The sequence below is a fragment of the Verrucomicrobiia bacterium genome (genome assembly GCA_019634625.1).
In the GTDB taxonomy this organism is placed as follows: Bacteria; Verrucomicrobiota; Verrucomicrobiia; order Limisphaerales; family CAIMTB01; genus CAIMTB01.
Window position 1 is genome coordinate 79437 of record JAHCBA010000020.1, and the last position, 23118, is coordinate 102554.

A 23118-nucleotide genomic window follows, 5' to 3' on the forward strand; every position below is an offset into this window, starting at 1 on the left:
CGCGGTCGGTGGCCTTGGCGTTGGGCATCAACCGTGACTCTATGATTGCGTCAATTCAGTCGGAGCGACTTGACTTGATTGCCATGAGTCCAGCATTCCTGCGCGCTTCACTGGCGCGTGACATCCACAAAGCAGAACAGGAGATTCGATTGGCTTTGCCTGCGGGATGGCCCGGAGAAAGCGACGGAATGTTGTCCCTCCGGCTCAAGCAACTGGAAGCCGATCAATCGCTTGAGCCGTGGCTGATCCGTGCAATGGCTCTTCGGCGGAGGGGTGTCATGGTTGGTCACATCGGCTTCCACACGGCTCCGGGCGCGGATTATCTCCGATCGTACTCTCCGGGCGCTGTCGAGTTTGGTTTCACGGTGTTCCCTCCTTTTCGTCGCCAGGGATACGCCCGCGAGGCTTCCCTTGCGCTCATGCGTTGGGCGGGCCAGAATCATGGCGTGAGGAAGTTTGTCCTTTCGATCCGGCCGGATAATGTGGCCTCACAGGCGCTGGCTGCGCAGCTTGGATTCGTTCGGATTGGATCCCATCTCGACGATGTGGATGGGCTTGAGGACGTGCTGGAATGCAAAGTTTCGGATGATGAAAGTGCCGAACAGGCGCTGCACGCAACAGCCGCCGCGCCGGGCAGTTGACCGGTTCATGAAGCTCGAACATCATCCCTGCAATTCACATCCCGCTCCGGCGGCTGTGCGTGAGCTTGGGCGTTCGGCGGCTGGATGGTACCCGCCTTGGCATTCGACACGACGGGCGACAACCGTGTAGAAACCCCTGCAAATGAAGATCGAGATCGAGAGGGAGGAGGATGGGAGATGGTTCGCCGAGATTCCGGATCTCCCAGGGGTCCTTGCCTATGGCGCGTTTGGAAGCCGGGCTTCGGAACCCTTGGATACCTGGTAGCAAGGTTGTTCAGTCGACGGATCCAGCAACTCAACCTGCCGCATGGATCCAACCGTGAAATCATCTTCAATAGTGAATTGATACAACTTTGCGATCAAGATGGCCGCATTCAATATACAATCTGGCACAGATCCATAGGAGACACCGGTGAAGTGGTGTTTTTTGGCATTTACTCCACATGCCGCATTCCATCAGGAGAAGCCTGTGTGAAGGTTACTTTTCCACTTCCCTGCGGAAGCGCGACCGTCATCTTTCGACCACAAAGTGACCCGCAAGGAGGTCTCCTGCTGGTTTCATCGGGCGAGAGTGATGGCGATCCTGGATTCTACTTTCTTGTGCAGGACAGACAGGGATGCGTCTGGAAACACTATTTGTCGGGCTTTCGTGAAGGCATTGTGGTCCGCGAGGCCCGCGATGGAAGCCTGACTGCCGAGCACACCTTGCGTTTATGGTCTCTGTGCGTCTACAGCATGAAATACAGCATGGAAGATATGACATCTGGCACTGCAGAATAGATGCAAGTATTCACCTACCACCTGGCGCGTGCTGATGTCAGAAGCACGTTGTTGGCACTCTACCGTCCACCCACAAGGGATCGCGTGCCGGGATTGATTCATGCGGAGTGTATGGCCGGGATGGAATTGGGCGCGCCTGTTGTCTCCCCCTCACGCGTGCAGCTGAACAATCTCACGATGTTTGCAGCTTGGGAGAGCGCTGGAGCCATCGATGGCTTCCTGGCCAACACGAAGCTTGGGCAGTGCCTCACCGCTGGATGGCACGTTCGCATGGCGTTCCTGCGGCGGTGGGGCACTGTCAAGGAATTCGACAGCCTTCCTGAGTGTGATGCTCCGTCTGACCAGGAAGCTCCGGTGGTGGCAGTAACGCTGGCGCGCATGAAGCTCCCCCAGATTCCCCGTTTCATACGCTGGGGAAGGCCGGTCGAGGAGCTTGTGCGGGATCATCCTAAAGCCACTCTTGCCCTGGCTTCGATGCGGCTTCCTCGCACCGTGTCCACATTTTCCATCTGGACTACTCAGAGGGATATGGCCGACATGGTTCACGGGCACAGTCAGGCAAGCCGTCCGGAACGTCATGCAGACGCCATGAAAGAGCGCAACCGAAAGGACTTCCATTTCGAATTTACGACTCTCCGGTTCAAGCCCCTTGAGGAAAGCGGAATTTGGAAGGGTCGTTCAAACTTCGTTCCAGTCTGAGCTGGGCCTCCTAAACCTTCGGATAATACGGCAGCGTCCACGGCGCCCGGTAGTCCACACCGACCAACCGGTCCGCTTCGGCGTCGTCCCGTACCCGCTCCGCCCCGGCATCCCAGTACACTTTGCGTCCGGCCCGCTGCGCCACATTGCCAAGGTGCGCCACGGTCGAGACATGATGCCCCACTTCGACGTCCTGGTCCGGAGCCTTCCGGGATTTCACGCAGTCGAGGAAGTTCCGCACATGCGCCGGCCGGGCGTCGCCACTGCCCGGGAACCGCTTCGGTTCGTCCGCCGCCTTGCGCCGCTCACTCAGCACCTCGAACCCGGCGTCCGTGAGGAAGAGCGTCCCTTCGGTCCCGGTGAAGGACATCCCCCACGGCCGCCCGTTGAGGCCGATGCCCACACCGTTCTTGTGTTCCCACACCAGCATGTAGTCGGGGAACTCGTAGATCGCCATCTGGGCATCCGGGGTTTCCCATGCCTCGTCGGCATTCAGGTTGCCCCCGCTGGACATCACCGAGGTCGGCGGCTGCGGTCCCATCGCCCACAACAGCACGTTGATCAGGTGCACCCCCCAGTCGGTCATCAGGCCGCCCGCGTAATCCCAGTACCAACGGAAGTTGAAATGGAACCGGTTCGGATTGAAGGCCCGCTTCGGCGCCGGCCCCAGCCACATGTCGTAATCCACCCCGTCCGGCACCGGTCCGTCCGGCCGCTTCGGACAGGCCGGCAGCCAGTCGTGATACGCCCAACCCCGGACCAGGCTGACCTTGCCCAGCTGCCCCGAGTGCACGCAGGCCACCGCCTCCGCGAAATGCCGGCCGCTCCGCCACTGCGTCCCCATCTGCACCACCCGCCGGTGCTCGCGCGCGGCCGTCACCATGGCGCGGCCCTCCCGAATGCTCGTGGCCAGCGGCTTTTCCACATACACGTCCTTGCCCGCCTGACAGGCCAGCACCGTGGGCAGAGCGTGCCAGTGATCCGGCGTCGCCACGATCACCGCATCCACGTCGGGACGTTCCAGCACCCGGCGGAAATCCCGTGTTGTCGCGGGACGCGTTCCCCGGCGCCGTTCCACCAGCGACACCGCCTCCGCGAGCATGCGGTCGTCCACGTCGCACACCACCGGGCACTCGACCTCGGCGTTGCCGAGGAAGGTGTCCAGATTGCCGCGCCCCATGCCGCCCGATCCGACCAGGGCAACCCGAACCTTCCCGCTCGCCGGCACCGCCTCGGCGCGGCTTCGCGCCACGTTCAAGCCCCCATACACCGTGGCCGCCCCCAGGGCGGTCGCACGCAGAAATCCCCGCCGGTTCACCGTCGTCGTTCGCCTGCCGGACTCGTGTGTCTTCATGGAATAACAAGGTTGTGGGTTCTGCCGCATGCCGAAGCGTGGAAACCCGACCGCCGGACCCTGGCCACCCCGGCATTCGGTGTCCCGGCTTCAGCCGGTACGGGCGGGTTCCGGGTTCAGATGGAATGGTCCACGCCGCCGTCGAGGGTCGTGCGGACAGCAAACCCCGGCGTCCCGCCGGATTCAAGGGTGGAACATCAGAGCCGGCCCTGCGCCGTGCATCCCGGAGTTGTGGGTGAGGAGGCAGCGAATCGGAGGGACGAGCTCCGCGAGTCCTCGATCCATCGCTCCACTTCCATTGCGGCCTCGTGGAACTCGGCCCTCCGAAGCAACGCATCGCGAAGTTCGCGCCTCGACCCACACCTCCAAGATGCACCGGGCCCTGCGCATCCCGAAGTGGCCCCGCGACCCCGACCCGGGTAGCCTGACGCTCAGCAAAGCGATGCCCCTGCTCCCCGTCGATTCCCTCGGTCCCGCCCGGTTCCCCGGGCCCCGGTCCCAACGCCTTGCGCCCCGCGGCCTGATCCCCGAGACGCTCGAATGGATCGATGGCCGGCCCCCGCACGATCCCCGTCTCTTCCTCCGTGCCGGGCCCGCCGAATCCCTCTACTTCAATCCGGCCGAAACCCGCGCCGGCATCGTGACCTGCGGCGGCCTCTGCCCCGGCCTCAACAACGTCATCCGCTCCCTCCACCTCGAACTCCACCACGGCTACGGCGTCCACTCCGTCCTCGGATTCCGCGACGGCTACCGTGGCCTCGATCCCGACCGCGGTCGCGAACCCCTTGAACTCACCATCGACTCCGTGGATGACATCCACCGCGACGGCGGCACGCTTCTCGGCACCTCGCGCGGGCCCGTGGATGTCCCTCGTGCCGTCGAGCACCTTGTCCGCCGGGGCGTCCATCTGCTCTTCACCATCGGTGGGGACGGCACCCAGCGCGGCGCCCGGGAACTCCACGTCGAAGCCAGGAAACGCGGGCATCCGCTGGCCGTGGTCGGCGTCCCGAAAACCATCGACAACGATGTCGCCTTCGTGGACCGCACCTTCGGCTTTGCGACCGCCGTCGCCGCCGCCCGCGAGATCCTCGACGGCGCCCACACCGAAGCGCACAGCGCCCCCAACGGCGTCAGCCTGGTCAAACTCATGGGCCGCCACGCCGGCTTCATCGCCGCCGCCGCCACGGTGGCCAGCCAGGACGTCAATTTCTGCCTCGTTCCCGAACAACCCTTCGTCCTCGAGGGCCCCGACGGCTTTCTCGCCGCCCTCCTTCGTCGCGTCCGCAACCGCCGCCACGCGGTGATCGCCGTCGCCGAAGGTGCCGGTCAGGAGCATCTGCCCGCCATCGAGACGGCTCGTGACGCCTCGGGCAATCCGCGGCTTGGCGACATCGGGGCCTTCCTGGCGGCGCAGATCCGTCGCGCCTTCCACGAGGCCGGCGAGGAACTGACCCTCCGCATGTTCGATCCCAGCTACTCGATCCGCAGCCGCCCCGCCAACAACGAGGATGCGGTCCTCTGCGACCGGTTCGCCCGACACGCTGTCCACGCCGCCATGGCCGGCCTCACCGGCCTGGTCATCGGATTCCTCCACGGACAGTTCATCCATGTGCCCATCGAACTGCTCGTCGCCACGCCAAAGCGGCTCAATACCCAGGGCGAACTCTGGCGCGCCGTCCTCGCCACCACGGGCCAGGAGGACTTCCCCCGCCCTCCCGCCACGCCGGCGGGTTGACCTGCCTGGCCGTTTCCATGCCATACGGAGGAATGGGATGTCGCCGCAGCTCTTCGGGCAAGACGAGGAGTGAGCTAGGCGCGTATCGGAACCGGGATACGTCACGAGCGAACAACGAAGCTCCTGCCCGTGAAGTTCAGGCCAGCGCGCCCGACCTTATTGCATGGCGACGGCTTAGTCACTGTCCACCAGGAAGGAATCCGCCCCCCATCCTCCCGTGCATCGCGGAGTTGTGGAGAGATTTGCGAACTCCGCGAAGCGGCGCTTCGGAGGGCCGGGTTCCACGAGGCCGCAACGGTGTGGAGCGTTGGATTGAGGACTCGCAGAGCTCGTCCCTCCGATTCGCTGCCTCCTCACCCGCAATTCCGGGATGCACCGCCCAACCTCCCCCACTCCCCACGGTGATCCACCCCGCTTCAAAGCCCATCGCCGCCCGGCTGGAAATGGGGTTGAACCATGCGGGCAGCATGGGCGAGACCGGGATCGGGGTGCTGCGCCAGATCATCCAGGCGCCACACCGCCTCCGGATCGATGGGAGCGGAATGCCGGGCCAGTTCGATGCCGCGGGCCATGCCCGACAAGGCGGCTGCCAGGAAGGCGTGCCGGTCGCAGCACTCCCGGGAAACCACTTCCCGGATCAACGCCAGCCAGTCCCCGGGCCGGGGAAGGCACCCCACGCCTTCGGCCGCCTGGCGGAGCAGGCCCGAGACGTCCCGGGTCTCGCGGGCGGTGGCGCTCAGCAGTTCGCGCACCCAGACCAGAGCGGCGTCCCCGACCGCCAGGGTGAGCTGTTCGATCGCGGCAGGCACGTCGCGGTGGTCGAGACCCAACGTCACCAGTTCCCTCCAGGCTTCGCGATCCCCCGCCCCGGCCGCTTCGGCGAGGGCCTGGATCCAGACGGGATCCAGAGGCTCCGGGACGTCTGCGCCAAGGCTCCCGACATCGATCGCAGCGGGCCCAGAAGATGCCGGATGGACGATACCCGCGGCCGGTGAACGCCCCGCCGGTGCCGGAGCCGTCGGGGTCGAGCAGGCATTGAAGATCACCAGGACGGCCAACATCGCCCCCCATGCGGTCGCCCGGACCGCCCGGACATTCCGGACGGATTCTTCGTCGTCATCAACGTTCACGCGCGCCTCGACGCAGTTGCCGGATCTCTTCGGTCCGAACCTGGAAGGAACCCAGGAGTGGCGATTCGACCCGGACGAATTCGGGCCCGAGTTCGAGCCTGCGGGCGCGCAGTTCCGATCCGTCGCGGGTTCGCACATGGAAGGTCGCCTCGTCGGGCTCGACCGTGCCCAGGAGCACCGCGGCCACCTCGCTGCCGATGGCAAACTGGCGGTACCCGAACAGGATCGAACTCATGGTCACCGTGTTGGTCGCAATCCCGCGCAGCGTCCCGTCGAGAAAATCCCCGTCGGCCAGCAACACCCCGCTCCGGTCATCGTCGATGCGCGCCTCGGTTTCCGGCGCCAGGGGCACGAACTCGATCCGCGCCAGGTTCAGGACGGACACCAGGGAACCCGCCCAGTCCCCCCCCAGCCGCAGCACCGATTCGTCGCCCGAGACCACCGGGGCAGCGAGGACGGAACCGCCCCGGAGCAGCAGTCGCGGGTAGCCCGTCGCCGGCAGGTAGGCCAGTCCGCGGGCACCCATGGAGACCGCATCGAAGCGCGCCTCCGCGGTGTCGTTGTCGAGGCCCGCGGTCACCGTCAGACCCGCCCGCACATTGCGGCCCAGGTTGATGTTGGCCCGCCCGACGGTCCGCCACTGGCGTCCGTCCGCGGACAGTTCGGCAACGACGGCACCGCCGACGCGGCTCAGGCGCAGCCAGGCCGGAAGGGGCATGGCGACGTTGGTCACCCGCATGGTCATGCCCCCGGCAATCTGCCGGTATTGGAAACACAAGCCCGACCCGACCCGCATCCCGATGAAGGCATAGGCCGACGCCTCCCCGAGATTGTCCCGCAAGGTCACCCCGGCCATGGCCTCGGGGTCGGTCCCATCGAAGGCGCTCAGTCGCCCCACGATCTGACCGGACACCTCGAGGGGCCGGTAGGCCAGGAAGACGTTGTCGGCATTGCCCCGCAGACCGAGCCCCCCGCCCGTGACCTGCCAGCCCGGGCGCACCTCGGTCACCCCGCCCTCGAGTCCCCCGCCAATCTGCGCCGTTTCCCACGGCTCGGCAGCCGGCCCTTCGGGTGCCGGATCGTTGCCGGAGCCTTCGCCATCCCCGGTCGCCACCGGTTCCGGCTCGGGTTCGTCCATCGCCAGTTCAACCAGCTCCGAAAGGGCGACCGGGACGGGTTCGCCGTCCTCCGCACGCACCCTCCAGCCATCCGGCGTCCAGTCCACCTCGCCGCGCAGGGTGGTGCCATCCGTCGTGCGCAGGATCCCCTCCAAGGCCGGTGCCACCCCCGGTGCGCCCAGAAGAGCGAGGGCGAGGGCCAGGCGGACAAGGCAACGGTTCATCGCTGATAGATGGGGACGTAGTTCCATGGCATGGCCAGCACCGAGGCATAGACCGCTGTCGCGTACACGGGCCCCAGGCCGTTCGATCCCATGTCGATCGACCCGTCCCAGTAGGCACGATTGCCGTCCCGCACCACCTGGCGGAGAAGCTGCGCCTTCATCCTCGGGTACCAGGCCTTCCACACTTCGCCGCCCAGCATGTACTGGGCGGGGGCCGCGTAATACGTCCCGTAGGTGAACCACTCGCGCTGGCCGAAGTTCTTCATCAGGTACTCCGACCCGCGCAGCACCAGCGGATCGTCGTACAGCCCGCAGACCTGCAGCGAATACACCGCCGCCGCCGTGCGGGCATAACCCGGGGCGCGGTTGCCCGGCTGGTAGGTGAACCCGCCCGAACCCGGGTCGAAGCAGCTCCTCACATACCGCACCGCCCGGTCAATGGTCTCTTGTGGCACATCAATCCCGGCGTTCTTTGCCGCCCGCAAGGCCACCACCTGAAGCACCGTCACCGAAACATCGGCATCCTGCGCGATCGGCCGGTAACGCCAGCCTCCCTCCGCATTCTGACAGCTCACGATCAGCCGGATGGCGCGATCGAGCTTCGGTTTGATGTCCGCCGCCTGCGTCTGACCGTACAGCTCCGCCAGGACCGTCGTGGCCACCCCGTGGTTGTACATGTACTGGCCCAGCGACCGGTCGCCGAACGTCCCGTCCGGTCGTGCCACATCCAGCAGATACTGCAGCCCGGCCCGCACCACCCTTCCGTGTTCACCTTCCCCCGGCAGATGCCCCGCCCCCAGAAAGGCCATCAACGTGTACGCCGTCATGGCCACCGGATGCCGCCGCTCGAAATCCGTGCTGCCCCACGAACCGTTCGGCAACTGCGCACCGGCCAGAAAGCGCATCGCCCCCTCGATCACCGCCTCGGTCGCCGCGTCCACCACCGGCACGGTCCCTTCGCCCGCCGCCGACGACGGTGGAGGTTCGGCCGTCTGCCCCGGCATCCCCCCGCCCAACAGCCCTGCCAGGACCAGCGTCCACGCCAGCGTCACCCCGGCCCGCCGACCCACCCAGCAGGCGTCCGGCCCATTCGGTACGGTTCGTTTCGATGACATCATCGGGGAGCCTCCTGCACCTGGTCGGAAAGGTTCCTGAGATACTGCTCGATCTGGGGTGCGTATTCCTGAGGGTAACGTTCCCCCTGGGACTGCAGCAGCGCCGCCCGCTCGCGGGGTGGCAAGCCGATGAACTGTCCGCTCCCTGCCGCCGATCCCCGTGGTCCTTCCGCCCCCCCTGCGCCGAAGAAATTGCCGGCGTCGCCCGTGCCCCGGCCCGCCTGCTGCCCCGGGGTCCGCCCACGTCCACGGCCCTGCCCCTGACCGGGTTGCTGTCCCTGGCCCCCCTGCCCCTCGCCCGGTCCGGCCTGTTGCCCCATGCCGGCCATGGCCAGATCCAAAGCCGCCGCCGCCGCCGCCAGAGCCGCCTGCGCCTCGGACGCCTCGGCGTCCGCGCCGCTCTGGTCGCCTCCCTCTGCCGCAGCCGAACCTTCCATCAACGAACGATCCGCCCGTTCGAGCTGGCTCCGGATCATGCGGGGGATCCGTCCCAGCCGTCCCGAGGTTGCCGGTTGAATCCGCCGCCCGGCCTGTTCCATCCCCTGCGCCATGGCCTCCAGGGCCTCGGCGGACATTGCCTGGTTCAGATCGCCCTGGGCTTCCCGGACCATCTGGGCCAGTTGGTCGAGCGCCGCCTGGTCGTCGCCCTGGCCCAGCATCTCCCGCAATTGAGCCATGCGGTCCTCGAGTTCGCGCCTGGCGCGGAGCAGATTCGCCAGCGCCTCGTCCTGCGGCGGGCGCGCCTCGCGGGGCCGGTCGGAACCCAATTCGCTCCCCGCCAGCAGCATCTGCACCCCGGCATCCCGCACGTAGGTGGCCGCCTGGGCCACGGTCGGGGGAAGGTCCACCTCCAGCTCACGCGTCTTGATCGCCACGGCGTTCTGGTCGGTGCCCACCGCCGCCGGATCGCGCCCGGGGACGTCGTGCGCCAACCGGGCCGTCTCGGCGTTCAAGGCCCGCTGGGCCTCGATCAGCGCAATGAGCCGCTCCAGCAACTGCTCGAGCTCGGCCAGTTCCGCCTCGGCGGCCTCCATGGCCTTCAACTGTTCGTCCAGCAGGGCCAGCGCCGACCCCAGCGCGTCGATGGCCGCCTGCTGTGCACCGGGATCGTTCTGACCCTCTCCCAGCGAACGTTGCGAGCGCCGCATCTGGGACATCGCCTCGCCAATGCGTTCCGCCGCCGGCGTGGAATCCAGCGCCGCCCGCTGCGCCGTGTCCCCGGCCCGATCCGCCAGGTCGCCCTGGCGCGGGGCCATCCCCCGCAGGGCCGCCGGATCCTCCCCTGCCCCGGCCGCCGCCGTCTGGATCTCCCGCTCGCGCTCGATCAGTTCCGCCACATCCTCCCTCACCTGGCGCAGGTTCGACATCGGATCGGCCAGGGCCTGGCGCTGCTTCTCCAACGTGTCGATGCGTTGCTGCAGCAGGCGCCGCGCCGATTCGAGCCGCGCCAGCGACAATTCCTGCTGGGTCCCGGCCACCAGCCGGCGCTGCCGCATTTCCGCGGTCCCCACCTCGATCGCTCCACGCGCCTCCTGCATCCGCCCAAGCGCGGCGGCAACCTGCTCCGAGGCCGGCGTGTCCAGAAGCCCGATGTCACGCCGCGCCACATCGGTGTCGTCCACCAGATCCCCCAATTGCCGCACCACCGGCTCAATCACCGGCGCCCGGTCCGGAAGCTGGCGGGTCGCCGATCGTGCCTCCGTCTGGCGTCGGATCAGACCGTCCACCTCCCGCACTGCGGCCTGCAACGCCTCCAATTCGTCGCCCACCGGCATCAGCCAGCGCGCCAGATCCCGCATTCCGCCCCGCGCCGCCCGCTGACGTCCCGCGGCGCTCAACAGACGTCCCCCCTCCAGATCCTCGGCCGCACCCGCGAGGCTGCGCACCAACCCGCCGGTTTCGGGCCGGTTGAGCGCCTCCAACGCCCGACCCGATGCCTCGTTGTCGGGTTCCGCAGCCCATGTCCTCAGCCGCTGCAACACCGCCGCCACCTCGTCCTTCAACGCGTGCTGCTCGCTCACCTGAAGCTGGAATGCGATCCGCTGATTCTCCGAAAGCCACTCGCGCCGCCGCCCCGCGGCCGCCTCGGCCAGGGATCGCGTCTCCCGCAAGGCCGCCTGCTGGCGGGCGGCCAGCTCCTTCAGCCGCGCCGCCACGCCGGCCAGCTCCTGCTGACGCTGATACTCAAGGAGAATCTGGCGCAGCTTGAGGCCGACGGTCTTCTGCGTGGTGAACGCCTCGATCAACTGCGACCGCGACGCCCCACCCTCCGCGCCATCCCGGGAGGCCTGCAACAGCAGGACCACCCGCGTCATGTCGTCCTGCGTCAACTGGCCCAGCACCCCGCGAATGGTCCCCAAGAGCTGCACATCCTCCCCACCCAGCCCGTTGCGCCGGAACTCCTCGATGATCGCCCCCAACTGTTCCGCAATCCGCGCCGTGCTGGTCTGCAACTGCTGCTGCCCAACCTCCGCCTGGGCCAGTCCGTCCGGGCCCCGCGCCCCCACCGCCCCCCGGGCCGGCATCCCCAGGTTCCATCCCGCCAGACCCATCCCTGCCAGCACGAGAACGTAAAGGATGCGCAGCTTCATAGAGGTTCGCCTAACGGGCGGGCGGCCGCCCCAAGATGATCCGCCCCAGCGATTCGTTCAACCGTTCCTGACCCTGCGCCACATCCCCCAGCCGGCTGATGGCGTCCCCGGCGCGTCCCAGCAGGTCCGCCCGCTTCTCCGCCTCGGTCACCACCCGCAGCAGGTAACGCTCGCTCCGCCCCACCCCCGGACCGTCCTCGATATTCCGATCCTCCGCCTCAATCCAGAACTCCACCAGTTCCCCTTCCACGGGCGGCGGCCTCCAGCTTCCCAGGACCCACGAGAACCGACGTCGCACCGCCGCCGGCGATTCGCCCCCCAGATCCAGCTCGGTCACCATCGGCGGCTGCTCCACCAGCCCCACCGACCGGTACAACAACCGCAACGCCCCCACCCCGTAGTCGTCCGTGGCTTCGAAGGACAACAGCACCTCGCCCTGCGGCGTGGCCAGCTCCTCCCGTCGCGCCGGCAGAATCATCCGCACCCTCGGGGCGCGGTCAGGCACGACCTGCACCGCGTGCACCGCCGAATCCCGCGACGGAATCCCACGCCGATCCCGCATTTCCACCGAGAAACTGCTCAAGGCCGCATCGCCTGCCTCGAACTCCGCCTCAAACCGCTCCGGTTGCCCCTCGTCGATCCGTGCCGCCAGGCTCGTCTCAATCCCCCCAAGGCGCAGCACCGCTTCCTCCAACGGCTGGCTCGCCACCCCGGAGACCCGCAGACGGCTTCCCCTCAGCAGGCTCAGTTCGCCGGGAGCCAGCACCCGCTCCGGCAACCCCGTGTACTCCGGCAACCGCTGCACCAGCATCAATTCCGTCACCACCGGACGCGGCAGCACTTCCACCCGGTACTCCACGCTCTCGGCGTCATTCACCCGGATCCGGTACTCGAACGAGGTCGGCACATTCGCCAGCACCCGGCTGAAACGCCCCCGATCCCCCGGGTCAGGCTCCATGGGCAGCGTCTGAACCCGGCCGGAACCGTGCCGGATCGACAGCACCCCGCCGGCCGGGATCACCCCTTCCGCCCGCGCCCAAAGAATCACGTCGTCACCGCGCCCCACCGTCCGTTCCCCCGACGTCTCCACCAACCGCGTCGCCCGCGGCACCGGGATCTCTTCCAGGAACGCCCGGCGCAGCAGCACCCCGCTCATCGGCCACGCCAGGGCCCATCCCACCAGCACCACCCCAAGCCCGGGCACGATCCGCCACGCGGCACGCCGCAGCCCGTCCCCCGGGACCAGCTCCGCCGGATCCAGCGCCCCGGCCACACGCCCCGCCTGGTCCACCAACCGCCGGATGAACGCCGCCGCCTCCGGGCTGTCGGCGTCGCCCCGCGACAACTGGATGGCACTGATCAACCGGCTGCGAAGATCCGGGCGGCGCCGCTCCACAAACAGGGCCATGGCCTCGCCTCGAGGCAGCCGCCACAAGGGCCGCAGCAGGCGCAGCCACATCACCCAAAGCGTCAACCCCACCACCCCCAAACCGCCCGCCATCCGCCCTCCCCGCGGCAGGTGCCACACCCAGTCCACCCCCATCGCCACGGACAGCGCCAGGCCAAAGGCCAACGCCACCCACCCGATCCCCTCCCACACCGCCAGTCGCACCAGCCTCGATCGCACCCCCCGTGCCGCTCCCAGCAACGCCCTCATCTCGCCCATGGAGGGACGAGCCGGCCCCCGCTCGGAAGCCGCGACGGATTGTGACTCGGATGTCGCCACGCACGCCCAAGATGGCCGGACCCTTCCCCCCGATACAACCCTCTTCCCAATCGACCGCGCGCGCCCGGTGCATCCGCAAGTTGTCGATGAGGAGGCAGCCAATCGGAGGGACGAGTTCCGCGAGTCCTCATCCCAACGCACCCCATCGTTGCGGCCTCGTGGAACTCGGCCCTCCGAGGCCATGCTTCGCGAAGTTCGCGCCTCGACCCACAACTCCGGGATCCACGGGCGCGCGCCTTCCAAGGTTGTCCTTGCCGACACCTCCCCACCCGCCCCACAAAACCCCATGCGTTGTCTCCTTCCGGCGCTCGGCCTGGGCCTGGGTTTGGGCCTGGGCCTCAGCTCCCTCTCCTCCGCCGCCCAACCCCGCCTCACCGTCCATGCGGGAGATCACGACCGGCAGGATTGCCCGGTCTCCTTCGACTGGCCCCACGGCGGGGGCGCCTGGGTCCTGCGAACCCCGGAGGGCCGACTGCTTCCCATCCAACGCAGCGGCAATCTCGCCTGGTATGTCGAACCCGGTCTCCCACGCGGCACGACCCGCCAGTACCCGCTCCTCCCCGTCCCCCCCTCCGATGCGGAAGCACCCGCACAAGGCGCCCGCGCCACCCATCGGAACCAGAATCTGACCCTCAGCCTCGGGGATCGCCCCGTCCTCACCTACCTGGCCGGGCCCGGCGAACTGCCGCGCGAGGCCATTCCGGAAGCCTTCCGGCGCGGCGGTTACCTCCATCCCGTCCACACCCCCTCCGGACGCATCGTCACCGACGATTACCCGCCCAATCACATCCATCACCACGGGTTCTGGTGGTCTTGGCCCCGTACCGTCTTCGAGGAGCGCCGACCCGACTTCTGGAACATGGGCGAGCAACGTGGCCGAACCGACTTCGAAGCCCTCGACGCCTTCGAGCATGGCCCGGTCTTCGCCTCCCTCCACGCCCGGCAGGTCTTTACCGACGTGCTCGTGGATCCACCCCGGATCGCCCTGCGGGAAACGTGGGAAATCCGCCTCTTCGCCCTCTCCCCGCGCGCCGGAGTCCACCTCTTCGACCTCAACTCCTCCCAGTCCGTCCCCGACGCCTCAGCCGTCCTCTTTCCCCGCTACTACTACGGCGGTTTCGCATTTCGCGGCCCGTGGGCCTGGAACGGACCCGCCGCCGCCCGCTACCTCGATGCCAACGGCGTCACCAACCGCGTCGCCGCGAACGAAACCCGGGCCCGGTGGTTCTGGCTGGGCGGAACCGTGGAGGACGCCCTGTCCGGCGTCGCCGTCCTCGGACATCCCACCAACTTCCGCGCCCCCCAACCCCTCCGCGTCCACCCCCGTGAACCGTTCGTCTGCTGGACCCCCTCGCAACTCGGCGATTGGTCGATCCAGCCGGATTCTCCCCTCCACTCCCGCTATCGCATCGTCACCCTCGACGGCGAACCGGATCCCGCCCGCATCGAGGCCCTCTGGCACGACTTCGCCACGCCTCCGCTCGCCGTCCTCGAAGGTTCCCTCGTCCCCGCAGACCCCTAGTTGGGAATCCCATTCGCCCCCCCAGGAAAAAACGGGGCCGGAACCCTTCGGTCCCGGCCCCGGAAATGCGCGGTCCTGGCCGCGATCAACCCGCCTTCGCCTGCCGGAATCGGCGGTAGAGCACCGAGGCCGCCAGCAACCCAACCCCGCCCATGCTGATCCACGTCCCAGGCTCCGGCACCGCCAGATAAGCCTGCGACCCGTCCGCCAGCAGCAGCGGATTCGCCAGGTTGGCGTACACCAACCCGTCCGTCGTGCTCAACTCAATCCCGAAGTTCACCGGCAGAAACAGCCCGCCCGGTAAATCGATCACCCGCAGTGCCCAGTCGGCATCCCCCTCGAATCCCCGTACCCAAAAGTCATCGAACGAGGAACCTCCCGTCGGCGGATCGAACAACAGCGGTCCCGCCTGCGAGTTCGGGAAGTCGATGTCGAACACCAACCCCACCGCCACCGTTGAGGGTAACACCACCGACGGCGCCGCATCCGTGAACGTGACCCGGCCATCGTTCGCCGCCGTAATCGGCAGTGTCTGCGAGTACAGCAGCGACCCCGGCGTCGCAAATCCGAAGCTCCCCGGCGTCGGTGCCCCGTCCATCGAGTACAGGTTGAGGGTCAGCGTCTCCCCCCCGGCGAAGTTGAAGCCGGCGTACGCAATCTCCGCAGACGAGAATGTACCCCCACTCGTCAGCGCGATGTCATCCGCTATCTCATCCCACGGAAACCCCGCGGTCGCGGTCACCGCCAACGTGGCGGCCACCGTTCCAAGCGTCATACAACTGATGCGGTTCATTGGTTTGGGTCGTTGATCGTTTCAGATGTCCACCAGTCCTAACTTTGGCTACGCCAAAGATCTACATATGTTGATTGATCGCCACCTCCTCGCTCCTCGGCGATCTACGCCAGTGAAGGATGGGAACCGCGTTAGTGTCAACTGCGAAAAACGATTCCCCCAAAAAACTGCCCTAGATGACTCGATCCTGTTGCCCTAAGCAGCCCAACTCCCGTACGAAACGGCGCTAGCCCCCGGCCCGATGCACGACCTGATCCTCGCCCCGTCCCTCCTGCGCCAGCTCGACCGCCTCCGCGTCGCGGCCAGCCACCGTGCCCGCCACCCCGGGCGCGGCGAACGACCCAGCCGCGCCCGCGGCCACGCCGTCGAATTCGCCGACCACCGGGACTACTCCCCCGGCGACGACTTTCGGCACCTCGACTGGAACCTCTACGGCCGCCTCGACCGCCTCTACGTAAAACGTCATGAGGACGAACGCGAAAACCGGCTCCACATCTTCCTCGATGCCAGCGCCTCCATGAACTTCGGCTCGCCCTCCAAGTTCGATCTCGCCCGCCGCCTGGCCGCCGGCGTCACCCACGTCGCCCTCGCCTCCCACGATCGTGTCGCCATTCACCCTTTCCCCAGGCCCGGTCCCGACGTGCCCGATCAGGCCTCCCACCATGCGGTGCTCGGCGCGCCTCCCGGGTTGCGCTCCACCTCCCTTTTCTTTCGTCACCTCTCCCGTCTCGTTCCCGGAGGCCGTGCCGACTGGAACCTCGCCATCCAACAGATGGCCGCTCCCCTGAGGCGCGGCGGCATCGCCATGATCCTCAGCGACTGTCTCGATCCCCACGGATGCCTTCCCGCCCTCGACGCCCTCGCCAACCGCGGCCTGCACGTCAACCTCGTCCAGATCCTCGCCCCCGAGGAACTCGAACCGGCCACCTTCGGGGACCTCCGATTGCTGGATGCCGAGACCCGGGAACATCGGGAAATCACGTTTCCACGCCAGCGCCTGGCGGCCTACCGCAACACGGTCGAACGTTACTGCCAGGACCTTCAATCCGCCTGCCACCGTCGTGGCGGACGTTACCTCCGCGTCCGGTCCGACGCCGCGCCGGAGGATGTCCTCCTCCGCGCCATGCGCCGCCAACGCATCCTCGAATAGTCCCAGGCATGTCCTTCCTCGCCCCGCTCGCCCTCTGGTTCGCCCTCTCCATCCCTGCCCTCGTCCTCCTCCATCTCCTCAAACGTCGGCATCGCACCCACCCCGTCCCCAGCACCGTCCTTTGGGACCGCCACCTCGCCGACACCCGCGCCCAATCCCCCTGGCAGCGGCTGCGTGCCCAATGGCTCCTCCTGCTCCAGATCCTCCTGCTCGCCCTCGCCGTGCTCGCCCTCGCGCGTCCCCTCAGCTCTTCCACCGCCACCCCAAGCCCCCTGCGCGTGCTCATCCTCGACGCCTCCGCCTCCATGCAGAGCACCGATGTCCTGCCCTCCCGCTTCGAAGCCGCCCGCGCCGAGGCCCATCGCTGGGTGCAGGGTCTCGGCCCCCACCAAACCCTCGCCATCCTCCAGGCGGGCCCGGGCGTCCTGGTCCGCCAGGCGCCCACTTCCGACCGCACCGCCCTCCGGCGTGCCCTCGACGCCTGCCAGGTCACCGATGGCCCGGCCCGGATCGGAGACGCGCTGCGGCTTGCCGAGAGCCTGATCCGCAACGTCGAAGGCGCCGAAATCCACCTGTTCAGCGATGGAGCCCTCGCCGGCCTCGATGCCTCCCCCGCCCCGGCCCTGCCCGCGGTCTTCCATCCCGTCGGCGTCCGTCGCCGCAACGTCGCCTTCACCTCCCTCGAGGTCCGCCCGCATCCCGAAAACCCCGCCCAACGCACCCTGCTCGCCAGCCTGGTCAACCTCACCCCCGATCCGGTCGAAACGTCCGTCACCCTCGCCGCCGGCACCGAAAATGTCGCCGTCCGGACCGTCTCCCTGGATGCAGGAGCCTCAGCCTCCGTCGTCTTCAACGTCACTCCGTGGCCCGTCGAGGTCTTCACCGTCCGTCATGATGCCCCCGATGACCTCGCCGTGGATAACCACGCCTCCGTCGTCAGCCCCCCACCCGTCCCAGCGCGCATCCTCCTCGCCACCCGCGGGAACGCGTTCCTCCAACGGGCCATTCTTGCCAGCGGCCCAGTCGCCCTCACCGTGGTCCAGGACTTCCCCGACACCCCCGACAGCCCCGACAGCCCCGCGGACTGGGATATCGTCATCCTCGACGGCCTGACCCCCTCCCCGTGGCCCTCGGCCAACCTGCTGGCCATCGCCGCCTCCCCACCGGACTGGTTCGACCAGACCGAACCCGTGTCGAACCCGGCCATCGTCGATTGGCAGGCGGGCCATCCCGTCCTGCGCTTCGTCGGCCTCGACGCCGTGGCCATTGCCAAGGCCAGCACCGCCACCCTCCCACCCTGGGGCAACGCCCTGATCGATACGCCTCAGGGCCCCGTGGCCTTCGCCGGACAGCACCGATCCCAGCGCATTCTCTGGCTGGGGTTCGACCTCCTCGACACCACCTGGCCCCTGCGCGTCTCCTTCCCGGTCTTCATCGCCAACGCCATCCAATGGCTCCATCCCCACGCCGCCCGGTCTGCCGCCCTCAATATCCGGGCGGGTGAACCCATCCGGCTGCAACCGCCCCAGTCCGCCGCCCGCCTCGAAATCCAACCTCCCGGGGAGGACTGGCAGGAAGTCCCCTACTCACCCGGTGCGCCCCAGGTGGCCTACGCCCGCACCGATCGCCAGGGCTTGTATCGCTTCCGCTGGCCCGGTGGGGAAACCACGGTCGCCGTGCAGGCCATCGATCCCGTTGAAAGCGATACCACCCCCCGGCCCATCCCATGGCAGACCTCCGCCCATCCCCCTGTCGCCGCCTCAGCCCTTCCCTCCGCCCCGCAGGAACGCTGGCGAGGGTTCGCCGCCGCCGCCCTGGCCATCCTCCTGCTCGAAGCCTGGTTCCAGCACCGTAGAACCTGAACCCCCCGCGTTTGGGAATTCCGCCGTCCACCCGCCTCCACCATCCTTCCTCCACCATGAACGCTCCGCGTCCCTCCCACCCCCTGCCACCCCTCGCCGGGCTCGCCTCCTTCGAAGACGCCATGACCACCGGCCTGTCGGTCGAGGAGTGCGTGAGACGCCTGAAGCGATTCCACTACGCCTTCAAACGCCTCCATCACGCATTCATCGCCCGCTTGACCGCCGAACCCGTGTACGAACTGAAGATGGCCTTCAGCCTGCACGCCCACTACTGCGCCGAACACGCCACCGCCCTCCGCCAGCGCGTCGGGGAAATGCGGGAACCCCCTCTCGGCCTCGATGTCGTCCCCGATGCCTCCCTCGAATCCTTCTTCAACGAAATCCTCATGGCCCCCTCCACCGGGGAACTCCTCCTCGGCCTCTACCTCAAGGCCATTCCCGCCCTCGACGACGCCATCGCCGCCCACCTCCGCGACACCCACCCCCTCGCCGATCATCCCTCGATCCGCATCCTTCGCTTCGCCCGCCTCGAACTCGAAGCCATGCGCCTCTACGGCCGGCAGGTCCTCGCCACCCTGATTCCCCCGCCATCCTCCCCCCAGGACGCCCCCTGGCTCGATCTCCTCGACGCCCTCCTCGCCGCCGCCGGCGGCCTCGATGGCACCGCCGCACCCGTCCCCTGCCCCCTCGCCCCGCACTACTCCCTCCGCCCCTTCCGCTACGACGGCACCCCGCGCCGCGACGAACGCTTCGCCGACCCCTACAACATGGGCGTCAATGCCGAGGTCTTCCTCTACGACCCCGACCTCCCCCCGGAAGCGAAGACGCTGATGATGTTCTACAAGCGGCTTCGCGAAATCGATGTCCCCGAAATGATGGCCAGCATCATCGCCGAAACCCCCGGAAAACCTTGGGCCTACTACCGCGACATGACCCGCCAGCTCTGGGACGAGGCGCGTCACGCCATGATGGGCGAAGTCGGCTTCGTCAGCCTCAACATCGACTGGCCCTCCAAGGTCATGGTCAATTTCACCTGGTCCCTCGGCCTCAATACCCAGCTCCGTCCCCTCGAACGCCACGCCGTCCTCTATTTCATCGAACAAGGTCTCATGCCCAGGAACGGCAAACGCTTCGAATGGGAGGTCGCCCAGGCCGCCGGTCATCCCCTCGCCACTCTCTTCCAGGACTACGACTGGGCCGACGAAGTCCTCCATGCCCGCGTCGGCCGCGACTGGTACGTCAGCGAGATGGGTGACCCGCGCAAGGCCGTCGAGTTCGGTGACGCCTGCTGGTCCCGCGTCCTCATGGACTGGAACCGCTGGAAGGACGAAGGCCTGACCGCCCACCGCAACTGGTGGCCCGACCTCTACCAGGCCGCCTGCGACCGTTCCGGCACCGTCCCCGACCCCAGGGCCCTCGCCTACAACACCTCCTACCAGACGGTCCGCGCCGACCTCAAACCCCTCACCGGCTCCGCCTGACCCACCCGCCCCGCGCAAATCTCCTTCTAAGGATTTGCCGGCCCGCCCGTTGTTCCCTGTGGAGCCCACCGGCCCACGCATGGAGTCACTGCCCGACAGCCCGGATTGGATCGACGTCGCCCTCGCCCGCTACGGACCCGCCCTGGCCCGCTACGCGGCCAGCATCGTCGGCGATCCCGATACCGCCCGCGATGTCGTTCAGGACACCTTCGTCCGCCTTTGCCGCGCTGACCCGGGCCAGCTCGATGGCCACCTCGCCGAATGGCTCTTCACCGTCTGCCGCAACCGCGCCCTCGATATGCAACGCCACCACAGCCGCCTCACCGCACTCCCCGGGCCGGATGAAATCGAAGCGCTCCACCCGGACCCGTCGCCGGATGCCGCCGCCGAACACCACGACACCGCCCGCCTCGCCCTCGAACTTCTCCGCTCCCTCCCGCCCCGCCAACAGGAGGTCGTACGCCTGAAATTCCAGGCCGGCCTCAGCTACGCCGAAATCGCCGGAATCACCCGCCTCAGCGTCGCCAACGTCGGCTTCATCCTCCACTCCGCCCTCAAGACCCTCCGCCGCCGCATGCTCCAAGCCCTCTAACCCACTCCCTTCACCATGCATCTCGACGATCCCCGCCTCACCGCCTACGCCCTCGGCGAACTGGACCCCGCCGAACGCGAACACCTCGAAGCCCTCCTCGCCACCTCGCCGGAAGCCCGCCAGGAACTCGAGGACATCCGAGCCGCCGCCAACCACTGGACCGAGGCGCTCGCCAGCGAACCCGCCCCGGCCATCGAGGCCACCTTCCCCGACCGGCTCGCTCAGGTCCCCCGGGACCCCGCCCCTTCCTCCATCCCCGGCACCGATACCCCCATCCTCATCCCCGTCCCCATCGCCCGCTGGCGCGATTCTTCCTGGGTGATCGGAACCCTCGCCGCCGCCGCCGCACTCGTGGCCGTGGCCGGCATCTGGGCCGCCTGGAACCTTCGCAACCTGTCCCCCAGCGCCCCCAACCTGACGCTCGCCAAACACTCCGCACCCGACCCGGAACCAATCGCCCTGCCCCCCGATTCCCAGGCTCCCCCCTCTCCCGCCTTCGCCGTTGATCCCACCCCCCAGCCCTCGGATCCCCCCACGCCTCCCCCGCAATCCCGGGGAGTCACCCTCGTCAGCCCAAGCCCCACCCCCACCGCCGCCCCACCCCGGTCCGCCGCCAGTCCCCTTTCCCCGGAACTCATGCGCCGCTACGGGCTCTTCCCCGGCACGACACCCCGGCCGGCGATCGAGCCGTCCGCCTCACCCCCGCCAGCCACCCCTTCGAGCCCACATCCCACCCCGGACACCCTTTTCCATATCGCCCCAGGGAACCGCTACGGGCTCGCCCCCCAAACCGCCGAACCCAGGGCCGAAAGCCGCACTCTGACCTTGGGCCGTTCCCTGTCCGCTTCCCCAGCCTCGCCCGTGCCCGCAACCCAACCGCTCCCGGCACTGACCCAGCTCGGACGGGAGCCTTCCTTCGGCGCCGATCTGACCCCCTCTCGTGAACAGGAGTCGGTCTCCCGCGACTGGCCCTTCCGCCCGGAACCGTCCCGGGCCGTCCCCTCCGACAACCCCGGTTACCTCGATGTCGGCACCAACCCCTTCCTCCCGGCCCGCAACGAACCGCTCTCCACCTTCGCCCTCGACGTGGACACCGGCTCCTACGCCAATGTCCGCCGCTTCCTCAACGCCGGCCGTCTCCCTCCGCCCGGCGCCGTCCGTGCCGAGGAACTCATCAACTACTTCCAATACCGCCTCCCCGAACCCCGCGGCGACGACACCTTCGGCATCGAGGTCGAAGTCGCCTCCTGCCCCTGGGCCCCCCGTCACCGCCTGGTCCGCATCGCCCTCCACGCGCGTCCCCTCTCCGGCCCCAGGCCCCCCGCCAACCTCGTCTTCCTCGTCGATGTCTCCGGTTCCATGGCGCCCCCGGAACGTCTCCCCCTCCTCAAACAGGGCCTCCACGCCCTCGCCCGACGCCTCGCCCCCACCGACCGCATCGCCATCGTCACTTATGCCAGCACCGCCGGCGTCCGCCTCGAAAGCACCCCGGGCGAACACAAGGAAACCATCCTCGCCGCCATCGATTCCCTCCAGGCCGGCGGCTCCACCTACGGCGAAGGCGGCATCCGCGAAGCCTACCGCGTCGCCCGCCAGCACTTCATCCCCAATGGCATCAACCGCATCCTCCTCTGCACCGATGGCGACTTCAACGTCGGCCTCCGCAACGCCGACGACCTCGTCCGCCTCGTCGAGGAGGAGGCCCGTTCCGGCATCTTCCTCACCACCCTCGGCGTCGGCACCGACAACTACAAGGACGCCCTCATGCGCCGCCTCGCCAACCGCGCCAACGGCACCTACCACTACCTCGATTCCTTCGAGGAAACCCGCCGCGTCCTGGTGGACCAGATGGACGCCACCCTCGTCACCGTCGCCCGCGACGCCAAGGCCCAGGTCGAGTTCAATCCCGGCCGCGTCGCCGCCTGGCGCCTCATCGGCTACGAGAAACGACTCCTCCCCCACGAGGCCTTCCTCGACGACTCCCGGGATGCCGGCGAGGTCGGCGCCGGCCACTCGGTCACCGTCCTCTATGAACTGGTCCCCGCCGGACTCGACATCCCCGCCGCCGTCGGTCCCCTCAAGTACCAGGAACCCGTGACCGCCCCCGCCCCCGTCCCATCCCGGCTCGTCCCCAGCCAGGAACTCCTCACCCTCAAACTCCGCTACCAGCGCCCCGAAGGCTCCCCCAGCCGCCAGCAGGAACACTCCGTCACCGATGCCGACCGGTCCTTCGACCAGGCCTCCATCGACTTCCGCTTCGCCGCCGCCGTCGCCGCCTTCGCCAACAGCCTCCGCCAGCCCTCTCCAGGCCGCGATCCCCACCTGGACCAGATCCTCCACTGGGCCCGCGGCGCCCTCGGCGCCGATCCCGACGGAGCCCGCGCCGAATTCCTCACCCTCGTCAACAAGGCCCGCCAGCTCGTCCCCCAAAATCACTAACCCGGCTTGGCGGATTCGAGGGATGCCTGGAGCGTAAGTCTCGCAAGATCGACGGATCGGGCCCAACGGTCGGCATGACAGACCTGTTTGCGGGGGCACGTCCTTCGCCGCGATGCGCGGGGGGGGCGGGTAGGAAATTCATGGCGTGGAATTCAGAATGCGACGC

Annotated in this window: 17 protein-coding genes; 10 read left to right on the forward strand and 7 right to left on the reverse strand. The window is 68.0% G+C overall.

All coding sequences use genetic code 11. The features are described 5' to 3' along the window. The first annotated feature begins 41 nt into the window (after positions 1-41). The 3 genes from KF833_13385 (at position 42) to KF833_13395 (ending at position 2120) form a co-directional block, all read left to right on the forward strand. The gene (locus KF833_13385; protein MBX3746293.1) at positions 42-641 is read left to right on the forward strand and encodes a GNAT family N-acetyltransferase; all 600 of its coding nucleotides are present in this window, start codon (positions 42-44) and stop codon (positions 639-641) included. A 96-nt stretch (positions 642-737) separates the two neighbouring features. Further along, positions 738-1421 (forward strand): hypothetical protein, encoded by a 684-nt coding sequence (locus KF833_13390; GenBank protein ID MBX3746294.1) that lies wholly within the window; start codon positions 738-740, stop codon positions 1419-1421. Further along, positions 1422-2120, forward strand: a complete 699-nt coding sequence (locus KF833_13395; protein MBX3746295.1) for a hypothetical protein — start codon at positions 1422-1424, stop codon at positions 2118-2120. 10 nt (positions 2121-2130) lie between these two features. Here the strand turns inward: KF833_13395 and KF833_13400 are convergent, their stop codons facing one another. Beyond that, positions 2131-3474 carry a Gfo/Idh/MocA family oxidoreductase gene (locus tag KF833_13400; GenBank protein MBX3746296.1) on the reverse strand — a complete coding sequence of 448 codons (1344 nt, stop codon included), beginning with the start codon at positions 3472-3474 and terminating at the stop codon, positions 2131-2133. Positions 3475-3916: 442 nt separating this feature from the next. Here KF833_13400 and KF833_13405 point away from each other — a divergent pair, with 442 nt between their 5' ends. Next, entirely contained in the window at positions 3917-5209 is a 1293-nt protein-coding gene (locus tag KF833_13405) for an ATP-dependent 6-phosphofructokinase (GenBank protein ID MBX3746297.1), read from the forward strand. Between the two features lie 416 nt (positions 5210-5625). Here the strand turns inward: KF833_13405 and KF833_13410 are convergent, their stop codons facing one another. Genes KF833_13410 through KF833_13430 form a run of 5 tightly spaced genes read right to left on the reverse strand, consistent with a single transcriptional unit; the run spans position 5626 to position 13053 of the window. Beyond that, positions 5626-6270: a hypothetical protein gene (locus tag KF833_13410; GenBank protein MBX3746298.1), complete on the reverse strand. Its 645-nt coding sequence runs from the start codon at positions 6268-6270 to the stop codon at positions 5626-5628. Between the two features lie 58 nt (positions 6271-6328). After that, positions 6329-7681 (reverse strand): hypothetical protein, encoded by a 1353-nt coding sequence (locus KF833_13415; protein MBX3746299.1) that lies wholly within the window; start codon positions 7679-7681, stop codon positions 6329-6331. Continuing rightward, positions 7678-8799 carry a terpene cyclase/mutase family protein gene (locus KF833_13420; GenBank protein ID MBX3746300.1) on the reverse strand — a complete coding sequence of 374 codons (1122 nt, stop codon included), beginning with the start codon at positions 8797-8799 and terminating at the stop codon, positions 7678-7680. The genes KF833_13415 and KF833_13420 overlap by 4 nt, the downstream gene beginning before the upstream one ends. Next, positions 8796-11387: a hypothetical protein gene (locus KF833_13425; protein MBX3746301.1), complete on the reverse strand. Its 2592-nt coding sequence runs from the start codon at positions 11385-11387 to the stop codon at positions 8796-8798. The genes KF833_13420 and KF833_13425 overlap by 4 nt, the downstream gene beginning before the upstream one ends. Positions 11388-11397: 10 nt before the next feature. Continuing rightward, positions 11398-13053, reverse strand: a complete 1656-nt coding sequence (locus tag KF833_13430) for a hypothetical protein (GenBank protein ID MBX3746302.1) — start codon at positions 13051-13053, stop codon at positions 11398-11400. A 346-nt stretch (positions 13054-13399) separates the two neighbouring features. On the opposite strand from KF833_13430, the gene KF833_13435 reads away from it, so the two are divergent. Further along, positions 13400-14635, forward strand: a complete 1236-nt coding sequence (locus tag KF833_13435; protein MBX3746303.1) for a PmoA family protein — start codon at positions 13400-13402, stop codon at positions 14633-14635. Positions 14636-14720: 85 nt separating this feature from the next. On the opposite strand, the gene KF833_13440 is transcribed toward KF833_13435, so the two are convergent. After that, entirely contained in the window at positions 14721-15410 is a 690-nt protein-coding gene (locus KF833_13440) for a PEP-CTERM sorting domain-containing protein (protein ID MBX3746304.1), read from the reverse strand. A 259-nt stretch (positions 15411-15669) separates the two neighbouring features. Here KF833_13440 and KF833_13445 point away from each other — a divergent pair, with 259 nt between their 5' ends. From KF833_13445 to KF833_13465, 5 genes are all read left to right on the forward strand, one after another. Beyond that, positions 15670-16578, forward strand: a complete 909-nt coding sequence (locus KF833_13445; GenBank protein ID MBX3746305.1) for a DUF58 domain-containing protein — start codon at positions 15670-15672, stop codon at positions 16576-16578. An 8-nt stretch (positions 16579-16586) separates the two neighbouring features. Then, positions 16587-18440 carry a BatA and WFA domain-containing protein gene (locus KF833_13450; GenBank protein MBX3746306.1) on the forward strand — a complete coding sequence of 618 codons (1854 nt, stop codon included), beginning with the start codon at positions 16587-16589 and terminating at the stop codon, positions 18438-18440. 56 nt (positions 18441-18496) lie between these two features. Beyond that, positions 18497-19921, forward strand: coding sequence for a hypothetical protein (locus KF833_13455; protein MBX3746307.1), 1425 nt, complete (start codon positions 18497-18499; stop codon positions 19919-19921). A gap of 79 nt (positions 19922-20000) precedes the next feature. Next, a complete protein-coding gene (locus KF833_13460; protein MBX3746308.1) occupies positions 20001-20513 on the forward strand; it encodes a sigma-70 family RNA polymerase sigma factor in 513 nt (170 codons plus the stop codon). Positions 20514-20528: 15 nt separating this feature from the next. Further along, positions 20529-22952 (forward strand): von Willebrand factor type A domain-containing protein, encoded by a 2424-nt coding sequence (locus KF833_13465; GenBank protein MBX3746309.1) that lies wholly within the window; start codon positions 20529-20531, stop codon positions 22950-22952. The last annotated feature ends 166 nt before the right edge of the window (positions 22953-23118 follow it).